Annotated in this window: 15 protein-coding genes; 12 read left to right on the top strand and 3 right to left on the bottom strand. The window is 67.3% G+C overall.

Annotated elements, in window-relative coordinates; genetic code table 11:
- From AC2VOP_RS09565 to nuoN, 7 genes are all read left to right on the top strand, one after another.
- A partial coding sequence (locus tag AC2VOP_RS09565) for an NADH-quinone oxidoreductase subunit H (protein WP_486960728.1) occupies window positions 1-578 on the top strand: 578 nt, incomplete at its 5' end.
- A 43-nt stretch (window positions 579-621) separates the two neighbouring features.
- Window positions 622-1140 (top strand): NADH-quinone oxidoreductase subunit NuoI, encoded by a 519-nt coding sequence (gene nuoI / locus AC2VOP_RS09560; RefSeq protein WP_486960729.1) that lies wholly within the window; start codon window positions 622-624, stop codon window positions 1138-1140.
- A complete protein-coding gene (locus AC2VOP_RS09555; RefSeq protein ID WP_486960727.1) occupies window positions 1140-1985 on the top strand; it encodes an NADH-quinone oxidoreductase subunit J in 846 nt (281 codons plus the stop codon). Before nuoI ends, AC2VOP_RS09555 begins: the two co-directional genes overlap by 1 nt.
- Window positions 1972-2271, top strand: coding sequence for an NADH-quinone oxidoreductase subunit NuoK (nuoK, locus tag AC2VOP_RS09550; protein WP_486960726.1), 300 nt, complete (start codon window positions 1972-1974; stop codon window positions 2269-2271). The genes AC2VOP_RS09555 and nuoK overlap by 14 nt, the downstream gene beginning before the upstream one ends.
- Window positions 2272-2298: 27 nt before the next feature.
- On the top strand, window positions 2299-4230 hold the full coding sequence (nuoL, locus tag AC2VOP_RS09545) for an NADH-quinone oxidoreductase subunit L (protein ID WP_486960725.1): 1932 nt from the start codon (window positions 2299-2301) through the stop codon (window positions 4228-4230).
- Window positions 4227-5798 (top strand): NADH-quinone oxidoreductase subunit M, encoded by a 1572-nt coding sequence (locus AC2VOP_RS09540; RefSeq protein ID WP_486960724.1) that lies wholly within the window; start codon window positions 4227-4229, stop codon window positions 5796-5798. The genes nuoL and AC2VOP_RS09540 overlap by 4 nt, the downstream gene beginning before the upstream one ends.
- The gene (gene nuoN / locus AC2VOP_RS09535; RefSeq protein WP_486960723.1) at window positions 5795-7417 is read left to right on the top strand and encodes an NADH-quinone oxidoreductase subunit NuoN; all 1623 of its coding nucleotides are present in this window, start codon (window positions 5795-5797) and stop codon (window positions 7415-7417) included. Before AC2VOP_RS09540 ends, nuoN begins: the two co-directional genes overlap by 4 nt.
- Before the next feature lie 71 nt (window positions 7418-7488).
- Here nuoN and AC2VOP_RS09530 read toward each other — a convergent pair whose 3' ends face one another.
- Window positions 7489-8091, bottom strand: a complete 603-nt coding sequence (locus AC2VOP_RS09530) for a TetR/AcrR family transcriptional regulator (protein ID WP_486960722.1) — start codon at window positions 8089-8091, stop codon at window positions 7489-7491.
- A 45-nt stretch (window positions 8092-8136) separates the two neighbouring features.
- Here AC2VOP_RS09530 and AC2VOP_RS09525 point away from each other — a divergent pair, with 45 nt between their 5' ends.
- Both AC2VOP_RS09525 and AC2VOP_RS09520 read left to right on the top strand, forming a co-directional pair.
- Window positions 8137-9303, top strand: a complete 1167-nt coding sequence (locus tag AC2VOP_RS09525; protein WP_486960721.1) for a phosphotransferase family protein — start codon at window positions 8137-8139, stop codon at window positions 9301-9303.
- On the top strand, window positions 9303-10418 hold the full coding sequence (locus AC2VOP_RS09520; RefSeq protein WP_486960720.1) for an Rv3169 family protein: 1116 nt from the start codon (window positions 9303-9305) through the stop codon (window positions 10416-10418). The genes AC2VOP_RS09525 and AC2VOP_RS09520 overlap by 1 nt, the downstream gene beginning before the upstream one ends.
- Window positions 10419-10426: 8 nt before the next feature.
- Here the strand turns inward: AC2VOP_RS09520 and AC2VOP_RS09515 are convergent, their stop codons facing one another.
- Window positions 10427-11698: a hypothetical protein gene (locus AC2VOP_RS09515; RefSeq protein WP_486960719.1), complete on the bottom strand. Its 1272-nt coding sequence runs from the start codon at window positions 11696-11698 to the stop codon at window positions 10427-10429.
- Window positions 11699-11760: 62 nt separating this feature from the next.
- On the opposite strand from AC2VOP_RS09515, the gene AC2VOP_RS09510 reads away from it, so the two are divergent.
- Window positions 11761-13161: a flavin monoamine oxidase family protein gene (locus AC2VOP_RS09510; protein WP_486960718.1), complete on the top strand. Its 1401-nt coding sequence runs from the start codon at window positions 11761-11763 to the stop codon at window positions 13159-13161.
- Here AC2VOP_RS09510 and AC2VOP_RS09505 read toward each other — a convergent pair.
- Window positions 13102-14073 (bottom strand): alpha/beta fold hydrolase, encoded by a 972-nt coding sequence (locus AC2VOP_RS09505; RefSeq protein WP_486960717.1) that lies wholly within the window; start codon window positions 14071-14073, stop codon window positions 13102-13104. The two genes, AC2VOP_RS09510 and AC2VOP_RS09505, sit on opposite strands and share 60 nt — an antisense overlap.
- Window positions 14074-14177: 104 nt before the next feature.
- Between AC2VOP_RS09505 and AC2VOP_RS09500 the strand changes: the two genes are divergently transcribed.
- The gene (locus AC2VOP_RS09500; protein ID WP_486960716.1) at window positions 14178-15152 is read left to right on the top strand and encodes an NADPH:quinone oxidoreductase family protein; all 975 of its coding nucleotides are present in this window, start codon (window positions 14178-14180) and stop codon (window positions 15150-15152) included.
- A 147-nt stretch (window positions 15153-15299) separates the two neighbouring features.
- A partial coding sequence (locus tag AC2VOP_RS09495) for a cutinase family protein (RefSeq protein WP_486960715.1) occupies window positions 15300-15648 on the top strand: 349 nt, incomplete at its 3' end.

Raw genomic sequence — 15648 nt, 5'->3', positions numbered from 1 at the left:
CGCTGAAGTTCGCGCTGTTCTTCCTCGCCGAGTACATCAACATGACCACGGTCTCCGCGCTGGCCGTCACGCTGTTCTTCGGCGGCTGGCACGCGCCGTGGCCGTTCAACATGTGGGCCGGCGCCGACCAGGGCTGGTGGCCGCTGCTGTGGTTCACCGCCAAGCTGTGGGGGTTCATCTTCGTCTACATCTGGCTGCGCGCCACCCTGCCGCGGCTGCGCTATGACCAGTTCATGGCGCTGGGCTGGAAGGTCCTCATCCCGCTGGCGCTGGCGTGGGTGATCGTCGCCGCCGCGTTCCGCAGCCTGCGCGACGCCGGCAACCCGCACTGGGAAGCCATTCTGGTCGTCGTCAGCACGGCCACCACCCTGGTGTTGCTGACGTATCTGCACCGGCGCCGGTTCAGCACGATCACCGGCGATCCGATCAGAGTCCTGCCGGCCCGCACCACCGTCGTCTCCGACAGTGAATTCCCGGGATTCCCGACGCCACAGTTGGCGCAGCAGCCGCAGCGCTATCCCGATCCTGTCGCCGCAACCCGCCCGCCCCTCGATACCAAGGAGGACGCCCGTGGGTAACTTCAAGGACGCCTTAGCCGGCTTCGGTGTCACATTCCGGACGATGCTCGGAAAGCCGATGAACGACGGCTACCCCGAACGCAAGAAACCGACCGCGCGGCGCTACCACGGCCGTCATCAGCTCAACCGCTACGAAGACGGCCTGGAGAAGTGCATCGGCTGCGAACTCTGCGCGTGGGCCTGCCCTGCCGATGCCATCTACGTCGAGGCCGCCGACAACACCGACGAGGAACGCTACTCGCCAGGGGAACGCTACGGCCGCGTCTACCAGATCAACTACCTGCGCTGCATCGGTTGCGGGTATTGCATCGAGGCCTGCCCGACCCGGGCGCTGACCATGACCAACGACTACGAGATGGCCGCCGACAACCGCGCCGACATGATCTACGACCGGGAGATGTTGCTCGCGCCGCTGGAACCCGGGATGACCGCGCCGCCGCATCCGATGCCGCCCAAGGCCACCGACAGGGACTACTACCTGGGCAACGTCACCGCGGACGGCTTGAGTGACAACCCGGATCTGTTCGTGCTCCTGGACCGCAAGAAACAAGGTAAGGCCTGATGACGCTGCTGGCTGCCGACGTGCTCGTCCGCACCACCACCGGTGAGGCGGTGATGTTCTGGCTTCTGGGTGCGCTGGCGCTCGTCGGCGCGGTGGGCGTCGTGACGGCCACCAAAGCGGTGTATTCGGCGATGTTCCTGGCAATGACGATGCTCATCCTGGCGGTGTTCTACCTCGTCCAGGACGCGATGTTCCTCGGTGTGGTGCAGGTCGTCGTCTACACCGGCGCGGTGATGATGCTGTTCCTGTTCGTGGTGATGCTGATCGGGGTCGACTCGGCGGAGTCGCTGGTCGAGACGCTGCACGGGCAACGGGTCGCCGCGGTGACCGCCGGGATCGGCTTCGGCGTGCTGCTGGTCGCCGGGATCGGCAGCGTGACGATGCAATTCACCGGTCTGGCGGCGGCCAACGCCGACGGGAACGTGGAAGGCCTGGCAGCGTTGATCTTCACGCGTTACCTGTGGGCCTTCGAGCTGACCGGCGCGTTGTTGATCACCGCGGTCCTCGCGGCGATGGTGTTGGCGCACCGGGAGCGGGTCGTCCCGCGTCCGACGCAGCGGGAGTTGTCCATCCGGCGCTTCCAGCACGGCCACCACCCCACTCCGCTGCCGACTCCGGGCGTCTACGCCCGCCACAACGCGGTGGACATCGCCGCGCTGCTGCCCGACGGCTCCTACTCGGCCCTGTCGGTGTCGGACACGCTGACGCATCGCTGGGTGGGCAAGTCCGGCAACGCGGCTCGCGCCGGTGACGATGCAGAGCGAAGCGATGAGGAGGAGGCGGCGCCATCAACACCCGCCGGTGACGATGGTTTCGGAAAGGACAGGGTGGATGAACCCAGCTAACTACCTGTATCTTTCGGCGCTGCTGTTCACCATCGGCGCCGCCGGTGTGTTGTTGCGCAGCAACGCGATTGTGATGTTCATGTGCATCGAGCTGATGCTGAACGCGGCCAACCTGGCGTTCGTCACCTTCGCCCGACTGCATGGTCTGCTCGACGGCCAGATGGTCGCATTCTTCACGATGGTGGTCGCCGCCTGCGAGGTGGTGATCGGCTTGGCCATCATCATGACGATCTTCCGTGCCCGGCGATCCGCCTCGGTGGACGACGCGAACCTGCTGCGCGGCTAGAAGAAGCTAGGAGAGGTTGACCACCCCGTGACATATCTGACGCACCTGAGCTGGCTGCTGGTGGCGCTGCCGTCGGCGGGGGCGCTGCTCCTGCTGATCGCCGGCCGGGGCAGTGACCGGTGGGGGCACCTCCTCGGGTGCGCCACCGTGCTCGGGTCGTTCGCGATCGGGCTGACGATGCTGGCCGAGATGCTCGGCCGGCCGGGCACCGACAAGAGCATCCACGTGAGGCTGTTCGACTGGGTTCCGGTCGCGGCACTGCACGTCAACTTCGGGATCCTCGTCGACCAGCTGTCGATCTGCTTCGTGCTGCTGATCAGTGGCGTCGGCTCGCTGATCCTGATCTACTCGATCGGCTACATGGCCGCCGACCCCGACCGCAGACGGTACTTCGCCTACATGGACCTGTTCGTCGCATCAATGCTGCTGCTGGTGGTCTCCGACAACTACCTGGGCCTCTATGTGGGCTGGGAAGGTGTGGGCCTGGCGTCGTATCTGCTGATCGGCTTCTGGTACCAGCGACCCGCCGCCGCCACCGCGGGCAAAAAAGCCTTCGTGTCCAACCGGGTCGGTGACTTCGGATTGTCGCTGGCGATGTTCGCGATGTTCGCGAGCTTCCACACGCTGCAGTTCGACGGGGTGTTCACCGCCGCCCGGGCAGCCGGGCCAAGCGGTCTGACCACCGCCATCGGGCTGCTGCTGCTTTTGGGGGCGTGCGCCAAGTCGGCCCAGGTGCCGCTGCAGGCCTGGCTGTTCGACGCGATGGAAGGCCCGACCCCGGTGTCGGCGCTGATCCACGCCGCCACCATGGTGACGGCCGGGGTGTATCTGATCGTGCGGTCCGGCCCGCTCTACGACCTGTCGCCGGATGCCCGGTTGACGGTCGTCATCGTCGGCGCGTTCACCTTGGTGTTCGGCGCTGTCATCGGTTGCGCCCACGACGACATCAAACGCGCATTGGCCGGATCGACGGTCAGCCAGATCGGGTACATGGTGCTGGCCGCCGGCCTCGGCGCGGCGGGCTACGCGTTCGCGATCCTGCACCTGCTCAGCCACGGCTTCTTCAAGGCCGGACTGTTCCTGGGCTCCGGCGCGGTGATGCACGGCATGCACGACGAGCAGAACATGCGCCACTACGGCGCGCTGCGTGCTTTCCTTCCGGTGACGTTTGCCACGTTCGGGTTCTGTTACCTGGCGATCATCGGGATTCCGCCGTTCTCCGGCTTCTACACCAAAGACGCCATCATCGAGGCCGCGCTGGGCGCCGGCGGGCTGCGCGGCATGACCTTTGCCGGCGTCGCGATCCTGGGCGCGGGCATCACCGCGTTCTACATGACCCGGATCATGTTGATGACCTTCTCCGGTGAGCAGCGTTGGGCGACAACCGAAACCGAGGTGACGCCGGAGTTGGCCCTGCAGCATCCGCACGAGGCGCCGCGGGTGATGACCTTTCCGATGATTCTGCTGGCCGTCGGCGCGATCTTCTCCGGTGGGCTGCTGACGATCGGTGGAAGGTTGCAACGCTGGCTGGAGCCGGTGGTGAACCCCGACGGCATCCACGAGGCGGCCCACGCGTTTCCGGCGTGGGTCACGTCGATCGTCGCCCTGGCCATCGTGCTGGTCGGCTGTTGGTGGGCCTATCGCATGTACGGCACCAAGCCGGTGCCGGTCACCGCGCCCACCGACGTCTCGGCCCTGACGGTCGCGGCCCGCCAGTATCTCTACGGCGACGCTGTCAACGAGGAGGTGTTCATGCGCCCGGGCGACCAATTGGCGCGAACGCTGGTGGAAGTCGACGACCGCGGCGTCGACGGCTCGATCAACGGGCTGGCTACGCTGGTCGGCCGCGCCTCACAGCGGCTGCGCGAGCTGCAAACCGGCTTTGTTCGCTCCTACGCACTGACGATGCTCGTCGGCGCCATCCTGATCGTCGCGGTGGTCCTGGCGGTGCAGCTGTGATCCCGCTGCTGAGCCTGCTGTGGCTGCTGCCGCTGGCCGGCGCCGGGCTGGTCGCCGTGTTGCCGGCTGCGCAACCGCAGCTGGCCAAGTGGACCGGGGTGGCGGTGAGCCTCGGGGTGCTCGGGGTCGCCGTCGCAATCACCGTCGGCTTCGACAGCACCGCCACCGGCGCCCAGTTCCAGTTCGTCGAATCCCATTCGTGGATACCGTCGTTCGGCGCGGGCTACACCCTCGGAGTGGACGGCATCGCGGTGGTGCTGGTGCTGTTGACCGCCGGGCTGGTACCGCTGCTGATGCTGGCCGGCTGGCACGACGGCGGAGAGCGTGGCCGCGGCCCGCACCTCTACGCGGCGCTGATGCTGACGGTCGAGTCGATGGTGCTGATCTCGCTGGTCTCGCTGGACGTGCTGCTGTTCTACGTGTTCTTCGAAGCCATGCTCGTCCCGATGTACTTCATGATCGGCGGGTTCGGGGGTGGACGCCGTGCTGGGAATGTCGCCGGCTCCGCGGCTCCGAAAGCGGCGCTGAAGTTCTTGCTGTACAACCTGTTCGGTGGGCTGGTCATGCTGGCCGCGGTGATCGGTGTTTACGTGGTGACCGCCCAGCACGGGACTGGCACGTTCGACTTCCGCGACGTGGTTGCGGCGTTCTCGCCGGGCTCGACGGCGGTCGACCCCGGGGTGCTCAAGGCGTTGTTCGCCGGCTTCATGTTCGCGTTCGCGATCAAGGCGCCGCTCTGGCCTTTCCACCGCTGGTTGCCCGACGCCGCGGTGGAGGCCACCCCGGCGACTGCGGTGCTGATGATGGCGGTGATGGACAAGGTGGGCACCTTCGGGATGCTGCGCTACTGCCTGCAGCTCTTCCCGGATGCCGCAGTCTATTTCCGGCCCGTGATTGTGGTGCTGGCCGTCATCGGCGTGGTCTACGGAGCGATGGTCGCCATCGGCCAGCCGGACATCATGCGGTTGATCGCCTACACCTCCATCTCACACTTCGGGTTCATCGTCCTGGGCATCTTCGTGATGACCAGCCAAGGCCAGAGCGGCTCGACGCTGTACATGCTCAACCACGGGCTGTCCACCGCCGCGGTGTTCCTCATTGCCGGCTTCCTGATCTCCCGCCGGGGCGGTAACCGGCTGATCGCCGCCTACGGCGGTGTGCAGAAGGTGGCCCCGGTGCTGGCCGGGACGTTCCTGGTTGCGGCGATGGCGACGCTGTCGCTGCCGGGCCTGGCTCCGTTTATCAGCGAATTCCTGGTCCTGCTGGGCACTTTCCCCCGGTACTGGTTGGCGGCGGGGATCGGGGCCACCGCGCTGGTGCTGTCGTCGATCTACATGCTCTGGCTTTACCAGCGCGTGATGACCGGTCCGGTCAGCCACGCCAGCGAACGCATTCGCGACCTGGTGCCACGCGAATTGGTCGTCGTCGCGCCGTTGATCGCGCTGCTGCTGTTTCTCGGGTTCTACCCCAAGCCGGTGCTGGACATCGTCAACCGCGGGGTCGACCACACCATGACCACGATCGGCCAAGCGGATCCGAGTGCGTTGACCGCCGAAGGGGCGAGGTGAGCATGCCCACGCCGCACATCGAATACGCATTGTTGCTGCCGATGCTGATCGTCTTCGGCGCAGCGGTCACCGCTGTTCTGGTCGAGGCGTTCCTGCCACGCCGGGCCCGCTATGTCACCCAGGTCCTGCTGTCGGTCGGCTCGCTGGTCGCCGCGTTCGTCGCCGTCGTGGTGGTGGGCCGTGCGCTTCCGGAATCCGGCCGCGTCGCCGTGCTGGGCTCGGTGGCGATCGACCGGCCCGCGCTGATCCTGCAAGGCACCGTGCTGCTGGTCGGGATCATGGCGGTGATCTTCGTCGCGGAGCGCAGCGTGGGTGCGGGTGTCCCGGCGGGCCCGCAAGGGCCGGGCGCAGCTATGGCACCCACTACTGCACCTGCTGCTGCTGCTCCCGTCGTCGGCCTGGATTGCTTCACCCCGCAGGCATCCGCGGTGCCGGGCGGCGCCCTCGAAATGCAGGCGACCCGCGCCGGGGTGATCCAGACCGAGGTGTTCCCGCTGCTCCTGCTGGCTATCGGCGGCATGTTGGTGTTTCCCACCGCCAACGACCTGCTGACGATGTTCGTTGCGCTGGAAGTTCTTTCGCTGCCGCTGTATCTGATGAGCGGGCTGGCCCGGCACCGCCGCCTGCTGTCGCAGGAAGCGGCGCTGAAATACTTTCTGCTGGGGGCGTTCTCGTCGGCGCTGTTCCTCTTCGGTGTGGCACTGCTCTACGGTGCCACCGGCTCGCTGTCGGTGCCCGACGTCGGGGTGGCCTTGGCCGGGCACACCGCCGACCCGATGGCCCTCGTCGGCGCCGGCCTGGTGTTGATCGGGTTGTTCTTCAAAGTCGGCGCGGTGCCATTCCACTCCTGGATTCCCGACGTCTACGTGGGCGCGCCGACGCCGATCACCGGTTTCATGGCGGCGGCCACCAAGGTCGCCGCGTTCGGCGCGCTGCTGCGCATCGTCTATGTCGCGCTGCCCGCGCTGCACGACCAGTGGCGCCCGCTGCTGTGGCTGATTTCGATTCTGACCATGGTGGTCGGCACCGTCGCCGCGATCACCCAGAACGACATCAAACGAATGCTGGCCTACTCGTCGATCTCCCACGTCGGCTTCGTGCTGACCGGTTTGCTCGCCGACGTCCCGGCGGGTGTTTCGTCGACGCTGTTCTACCTGATCGCCTACAGCTTCACGACGGTCGGCGCGTTCGCGGTGGTGAGCTTGATCCGGCGCGCCAGCGGCGAGGAGGAACTCGACCTGACCCGGTGGGGCGGGCTGGGCCGGCGTTATCCGCTGGTGGGCCTGTTGTTTGCGCTGTTCCTGGTGTCATTCGCGGGCATTCCGTTGACCGGCGGGTTCGTCGGCAAGCTCGCCGTGTTCACAGCGGCGGCCGAAGGCAACGCGGTGCCGCTGGTGGTCGTCGGCGTGCTCATGAGCGCCGCCGCCGCCTACTTCTACTTCCGGGTGATCGTGTTCATGTTCTTCACCGAGCCGCCCGCCGACCCGCCGGTCCTGGTGCTCCCCAGCATATGGAGTAGGGCAACGATCGCGGTGTGCGCGGCGGTGACGATCCTGCTGGGCGTCATCCCGGCACCGGTGCTGGACTTGGTCGACGCCGCCGTGCAGTTCGCGCGCTGAGGCGACTTATACACAGTTGGTGTTTCATCCATAGCTGTGCATGGGCTGGCCTGGGCCACAAGCCTGCACTCCTAAATTCGGGCCGCCACTCCGTACGTCACAATGTCGCCGGTCTGCTCCACCCAGCTATCCCCGGGGTTCTCGTCGGGGCGCAGCAGCAGCGCGAACAACGTGGCTCCCCCGATCACCTCGACCAACCGGTCCGGGTCGACCTCGCGGCGCGCTTCGCCGCGGTCGACGGCCTCAGCCACCCAGCTCCGCAGCACGTCGAACACGCCCTCGAACCGCCCTAGCACCCGGGCCGTCAACACCGCGTCGCCGGCCATGTCGGCAATCAGCCCGGGGAGCGCAGCCCGCACCACCGGGCTGGTGAAGACATCGCGGGTACCGGTGATCATCGCCCGGATGTCGGTGGCCGTATCGCCAACCGACGATGGGACCGCACCGGGAGGCACCGAAAACGCTGCCTCGTGCACCAACTCGGCTTTGCTGGGCCACCGCCGGTACAGCGCGGATTTCGTCGTCCCGGCGCGTTCGGCGACAGCGGCCAGGGTGAGATTCGAATAGCCAACCTGCACCACCAGTTCCGCGGCAGCCCGGAGGATGGCAGCGTCGATACGAGGGTCGCGGGGCCGCCCGAGATTCTTGTCAACGACGCGCGTGTGTGGTTTCATAACGCTACCGATCGTATCGTAATTTCAGGGAGGGGGGAAGGGACAGTGACCAACCAGACCAACCAGGCCCGGCCGACGGTCGACAAGGATGTCGGCCGGCTGCAGCGTTCCAGCCGCGACGTCACGGTCTTGCCCACGATCATGGCGCGCTGGCTGTCCACGATGTTGCCGGGCGGGGTGACGCTCGAGGTCACCGTGGAAAGCGGCGTCGACGCCAACGGCATGTCATCGGAGACGATCATGCTCTCGGGCCGCTGGCTGGCCGACGGCATCCCGGTGCAACAGCGCTGGGCGATGCGGGTGGCGCCCACCACCGACGACATACCGGTTTTCCCCAGCTACCGCCTCGATCACCAATTCGACGTGATGCGCAGCGTGGGTGAGCTGAGCGACGTCCCGGTGCCGCGGGTGCGCTGGATCGAACCCACCGGCGACGTGTTGGGCACGCCATTCTTCCTGATGGACCGCGTCGACGGCGTCGTGCCGCCCGACGTCATGCCCTACACCTTCGGCGGCAACTGGTTCGCCGACGCATCGACGACGCAGCAGCGCGAGCTGCAAGACGCCACCGTCGCGATACTCGTCGAACTGCACTCTATTTCCGGTGTCGAGAAGACGTTTGCGTTCCTGGACGAGGGCCGCTCGGGTGACACCGCGCTGCGCCGGCACTTCGGGTGGGTGCGGTCCTGGTACGACTTCGCGGTGGGCGACATCGGCCGGTCACCGCTGCTGGAACGTGCTCTCGAGTGGCTGGACGCCCACTGGCCGGCCGAAGCGGCGGCCGGGCAGCCGGTGCTGTGCTGGGGCGACGCCAGGATCGGCAATGTGCTCTACCGCGGCTTCAGGCCGGTAGCGGTGCTGGACTGGGAGATGACGACGCTGGGACCGCGTGAGCTCGACGTGGCGTGGTTGATCTTCGCGCACCTGGTGTTTCAAGAACTTGCCGGTTTGGCGACATTGCCCGGGCTGCCCGGCGTGCTGACCGAAGCCGACGTCCGCGGCACCTACCAACGGCTCAGCGGGGTGGAACTTGGTGACCTGCACTGGTTCTACGTCTACTCAGCGGTGATGTGGGCGGTGGTGTTCATGCGCACCGGGGCGCGGCGAATCCACTTCGGTGAAGTCGACAAGCCCGAGAACCCGACGATGTGCCCGGAGTCGCTGTTCTACCACGCCGGGTTGCTCAAACGTCTGATCGGAGAACAGGACTGATGCTCGGACCGCTTGATGAATACCCGGTTCACCAACTGCCGCAGCCGATCGCCTGGCCGGGGTCGTCGGACCGCAACTTCTACGACCGTTCCTACCTCAACGCCCACGACCGCACCGGCGACATCTTTTTGATCACCGGCCTGGGCTATTACCCCAATCTTGGCGTCAAGGATGCCTTCGTGCTGGTGCGCCGCGGTGACATGCAGACCGCGGTGCACTTCTCGGATGCCATCGACCAGGATCGGCTGCACCCGCACGTCGGGGCGTACCGCATTGAGGTCGTCGAGCCGCTGCGCAAACTGCGGGTGGTGTGCGAGGAAACCGAGGGCATCGCGGTCGATCTGCGCTGGCAGTGTCTGTTCGACGCGGTTCAGGAGCAGCCGCATGTGCTGCGGTCGGGCAACCGGGTGACACTGGACGCCCAGCGCTTCGCCCAGCTGGGCAGTTGGCGCGGGCGGATCAACATCGACGGCGAGGAGATCGCCGTCGATCCGTCGACCTGGATCGGCAGCCGGGACCGGTCCTGGGGCATCCGCCCGGTCGGCGAACCCGAGCCGGCCGGCCGGCCGGCGGACCCGCCATTCGAGGGCATGTGGTGGTTGTATCTGCCGATGGCGTTTGACGACTTCGCCGTCGTGCTGATCATCCAGGAGCAACCCGACGGTTTCCGCTCCCTCAACGACTGCACCCGGGTGTGGCGCGACGGCCGGGTCGAGCAGCTGGGCTGGCCGCGCGTAGCCACCCGCTACCGACCCGGCACCCGCATCCCGACGTCAGCTGCGATCCAGGCGACCCGGCCCGACGGGATGCCGGTGCACTTCGAGGTGGAGTCCAAGCTGGCGGTGCCGATCCACGTCGGTGGCGGATACGGCGGTGACTCGGATTGGCTGCATGGCATGTGGAAGGGCGAGAAGTTCACCGAACGGCTGACCTACGACATGACCGACCCGGAGGTCATCGCGCGCAGCGGAATCGGCGTCATCGACCACGTGGGCCGGGCCCTGTGCCGCGACGGGTATGGCGATCCGGTGGAAGGCTGGGGCCTCTACGAGCACGGCGCGCTGGGTCGTCATGACCCGTCCGGGTTTGCCGACTGGTCGTCGGTGGCGCCGTAGACCGGCCCCTACCGGTGCCAGCGAGCCTGGTGCTCGGCGTGGGTCCGCAGGTAGGCGCCGGGGGTGAAAAACTCGTCGTAGAAGTCGGTGTCGAGATGCTGGGCCTGCAGATACATCAGCACGTACACCGTGGGTACGGTGCCCGGCAACTTGCCGAAGGCGTCGTAGATGTAGGACGCCTCCACCGTGACCACGTCCTGGATGCCCTCGGGCGGCAGCGAGGAGGCGCGCACCGCCGATGTATCCGTCCAGGGACCCGGCGTATCCGAGTGAAACGGCCCACCGGGACCGTACTTTCGCGCGACGAGCTTCTCCACTCCGGCGGCCACCGACGGCACATGCGGCGGGCTGAGCGTTTCGAAATACCCCGGCAACCCGGTAGCGTTCGGAAAGGGCCAGCGGTCGTCATGGTCGGCGACGAAGCCCAACCCCGGCGCTCTCGGGTCACCGGACCCGCCCAGCACCGTCAATCGGTCGAGTCCGTCGAAAATCCACCCGCCGAGGCCCATCGCCTGCAGTGTCAGCATCCCGTTGTTGGCGGCAATGGACAGTTCAGCGCTGGCCTCGGCCAGTGTGTACTGCTCGACGAAGGAGAGCGGAATCGGGTCGCCGGCATGCCGAAGCAACGAAAAACGTTCGGTGCCGGGGATTTTGCGATTGTTAATGTCGTCGAAGACCAGGTAACCGTTGGCCGCGAAGAACCACAGGTTTTGCATCAGGTGTTCGGCGAGGTCGGCCACCGGGAAGGCCAGCAGGCTGCCCGGATGGTTCGCGATCCAGATGTTGTGGCCTTCCATATATGGTTCTTCTCGGGGGATTTCGAGCCGGCTCTCCGAAATCTGCACATAGGATTCCGCGGTATGGCCGATCCACTCCTCGACACCGTGGAACGCGTGCGGCTGTTGGTCACGGGTGGGCAGCAGATAGGTTCCGGTGTCGTCGGTGAAGAACAACTGGCTGGTGTGAAATCCGGCCGCCGACGGGAACGCCCGGCCGGTGGCACTGCCCGAATAGTTCGGTAGCGCCGGTGCGTAGCTCGGGTTATATGTGATGCCGTAGTTCCAACCCGTCACCCCGCCGGTGACCGACAACAGCAGTGCACGTTCGACCTCCGACAGCGGCTGCGCTGGACGACGGCTGGCGAACGCCAGCGCCCCGGTGGGAATGTGACCGCCGACCGGGAAGCGACGCGAACGCCGCCCGGTGACTGCGGCAAGCAGCGAAAACCGTGTCGCCTCGGCCAGTGCCGCCCGCTCGTGATCGGAGATGACGAGGCTCATGCGGGAGAAGCGCGCTGGCTGGGCAGTGTGTTCATGAGTGTGGTCAGCTTATCCTCAACGTCATGGCCGAACGACGGTGGAACGTCGACGTCGTGGTCGTGGGTGCCGGTTTCGCCGGACTCACCGCCGCCCGCGAGCTGGTGCGCGCCGGGCACGACGTGGTGGTGCTAGAGGGACGTGACCGGGTCGGAGGGCGTTCGTACACCGGCGAGATTGCCGGAGTGCCAGTCGATCTCGGCGGCTCCTTCGTCGGCCCCACCCAGGATGCGGTGTTGGCCCTGGCCGCCGACCTGGGATTCGTCACCGTCCCAACGTACTGCGACGGAGCCAACCTGATCCGCTGGCGGGGGCGGGTGCGCCGCTATTCCGGCACGATTCCGCGGCTGTCGCTGCTGGAGCTGCTCGACATCGGTCGGGTGCGCTGGCAATTCAACCGTCTCTCCCGCCGTGTGCCACTGGCCGCGCCGTGGGAACCGCGGCGCGCGCGCCAGCTGGACCGCCAGTCGGTGGGCAGCTGGCTGCGGTCCATACACGCCACCCGCAGCTCACGTGACCTGCTGGCCATCGCGGCGCAGGTGGTCTGGGGCTGCGACATCGATGACATATCGATGCTGCACGCCGCCCGCTACGTGGCCGCGGCCGGTGGTCTGGACCGGCTGCTCGACACCGAAAACGGTGCCCAGCAGGACCGGTTCGCCGCCGGCACGCAGCAGATTGCGCAAGCGATGTCCGCCGAGCTCGGTGACCGAGTGGTGACCGACGCTGCGGTGCGCCGCATCGAGCGACACGATGCCGGCGTGAGCATTCACTCCGACCGGGGCCGAGCCGACTCCGCGTCGGCGATCGTCGCGATCCCGCCGGCACACCGCGCCGGGATCGAGTTCACTCCCGCACTGCCGTCCGGGTCTCAGGGGCTCGCCCAGTGCTGGCCGCTGGGTCGGTTGAGCAAGGCCTATGCCGCCTACCCCACTCCCTTCTGGCGGAACGATGGTTGTTCGGGAGAAGCGTTGTCCGACACCGGCCCGGTGGTCATCACGTTCGATGTCAGCCCTCAGCCGGAAGGGCCCGGCATCCTGCTGGGGTTCGTCGACCCCCGCAGTTTCGACGCGCTACCCGGCGAGCAGCGGCATCGGCTCGCGCTGGAGGGCTTCGCCGCCCTGTTCGGCGACCAAGCGCTACGACCGATCGATTACCTCGACTTTCGCTGGGGCAGTGAAGAGTTCGCCCCGGGCGGGCCGACAGCCGCGGTGCCGCCCGGATCCTGGACCACCTACGGGCAGTGGTTGCGCGAGCCGGTCGGGCCGATTCACTGGGCTGGCACCGAAACCGCCGACGAGTGGACGGGCTTCCTGGACGGCGCGGTGCGTTCCGGCATACGGGCAGCCGCTGAGGTGGCCGGCAGGCTACGAGCCGACGCGCCGGCTGCCGGCCGAGCCGGTCACCGACGCGACGAGTGTCCGTAGCGCCTGGTTGACCTCGGTGGGGCGTTCCAACATCGAGCAGTGCCCGCCGGACAACTCGATCAGCCCGACCAGATTGGGTACCCTGCCAGCGATTCTACGGGATTGGCTGATCGGCGTCAGCCGGTCGCCCTCGCTGCCGATGACCAGGGTCGGCACCGTCAACCCGGCCAGGTCGATGTGCTGTGCCCCCAACGCGGCGACGAGCATCTTGCCGCAGCCGCCCCGCCCGGCCGCCGGCGTGGTCGCGAACAGTTCGTGGATGAACGCGCCAGTGCGCGGATCGGCGTCGTCGCCAACCGCCATCATCGTCACCAGGTCCCGCGTCGGCCGGTGCGCCACACTCGGCAGGGGAACCGAGCCGAACGACGCGATCAGGCCGCGGGCCACCAATACCCGGGCCGACGCGAACCGCCGCGGCACCGGCAGCAGATTCAGGTGCCGCAGCAGGTCGCCGGTGGTGGTGTTGATCAACGCGACGGCGTCGGCCCGCTGCGTGACCTTGTGCCGGTATCGATCCGACCATGCGGCGATGGCCATGCCGCCCATCGAATGTCCGGCGAGGACCGCGCGTTCCCCCGGTGCGAGGGTGGCCTCCAGCACCGCGTCGAGGTCGGATGCCAGGTGGGTCAGACTGTAGCCGCCGCGGGCCGGCATGCCGCTTCGCCCGTGGCCGCGGTGGTCGAACGCGATCACCCGATAGTCGCGGGCCAGATCGGCAATCTGATATCCCCACACTCGGATCGCGCAGACGATGCCGTGCGACAGCACGATCGGATAGCCGTCCGGCGGCCCGAACACCCGGGTGTGCAACCGGATGCCGTCGGCGGAACGAACGGGCACCGTGCGTCCCGGCGGCAACGTCGCGGGAAACCCGCCAGCCGCGCCGCGGCGGCCGGGTTGACGTGAACTCATCGCCGCTCCATCGGATGCGGCGACGTTCCCACGCGGAGAGTCTAACCCTCGGTGGTCTAGGTTCTTGAGTATCTTTTGAGTCCGAATCTGAGAAAGAGTCTGCCATGCGTGCGGTACAGATATCCCGGCTCGACGGACCGGAGGCGGTGCAGGTGGTCGAGCTTGACGAGCCGGCCGGCGATGGTGCCGTTGTCATCGATGTGCACGCCGCCGGGGTGGCGTTTCCCGACGTGCTGCAGTCGCGCGGCCGCTACCAACACAAGGCGGAACTACCGTTCGTGCCCGGTGGTGAAGCCGCGGGCGTCGTACGCAGCGCACCCGCCGGTGCAGCCGTCACCGCCGGTGACCGGGTCGCGGCGCTGACCATGCTGACCGGCGGGATGGCCCAGGTGATCGCCCTGCCTCCTGCACAGGTGTTCAAACTGCCGGACACGGTGTCGTTCGAGGCCGGGGCCGGGCTGCTGTTCAACGACCTCACGGTGCATTTCGCGTTGACCGAACGGGGCAGGTTGTCGCCGGGCGACGTGCTGCTGGTGCACGGCGCGGCCGGCGGCATCGGTACCTCGACGCTGCGGCTGGCGTCCGCGCTCGGCGCGGCCCGCACCATCGCGGTGGTCAGCACTGCGGAGAAGGCCGACACCGCCACGGCCGCAGGTGCCACCGACACGGTGGAAGCAGAAGGATTCAAGGAAGCGGTGCGCGAACTGACCGGCGGCCGGGGGGTCGACATCGTCGTCGACCCGGTCGGCGGTGATCGGTTCACCGACTCGCTGCGGTCACTGACACCCGGCGGCCGGCTGCTGGTGGTGGGCTTCACCGGCGGTGAGATCCCGACGGTGAAAGTGAACCGCTTGCTGCTGAACAACATCGACGTGGTCGGGGTGGGCTGGGGTGCGTGGTTGGCGTCGCATCCGGATTACCTGGACCGGCAGTGGACGCAACTGGAGCCGCTGCTGGCTTCCGGGGCGGTGCCGCCTCCGCAGCCGCACGTCTTCCCGCTGGAGCAGGCCGGCGAGGCGATCGCGGCGTTGGAGAACCGTGCTGCCAGGGGCAAGGTGGTGTTGCGGATGCGGGATTAGCAGTGGTTCGCCATGCTGGATACTGGGCGCACGAGTACCTTGTCAGGATCGGATGACAAGCATCTGGGGGTAGCGGTGAATTTGACGGTGTTACGCCGACCAGTGATCGGCGTGAGTGGGTGTCCTGCCAGACACGTCGTCGGTACGGTGCTGTTGACGGTTTCGGCGGCATTGCTGGGCTCACCGGCCCCGCGTGCATCCGCCCAGCCGTGTCCCGACGTCGAGGTGGTGTTCGCCCGCGGTACCGGCGAACCACCCGGTGTCGGCGGGGTCGGGCAGGCATTCGTCGACGCGCTGCGCTCGGATGCCGGCGGCCGGTCGGTCGAGGTCTACCCGGTCAATTACGCCGCCAGCAGTGATTTCGGCGCAGGCATCGATTTCGCCAGGACCGTCGTCGATGGGATCAAAGACGAGGCCACCCACGTCGAGTCGACGGCGGCGAACTGCCCGAACACCAGAATGGTGCTCGGCGGCTTCTCTCAGGGCGCAGCCGTGA

It is taken from the genome of Mycobacterium sp. TH-M106 (assembly GCF_057473765.1).
The sequence above is the reverse complement of the archived record's forward strand: the minus strand, read 5'-3'. Positions and strand labels throughout refer to the sequence as shown.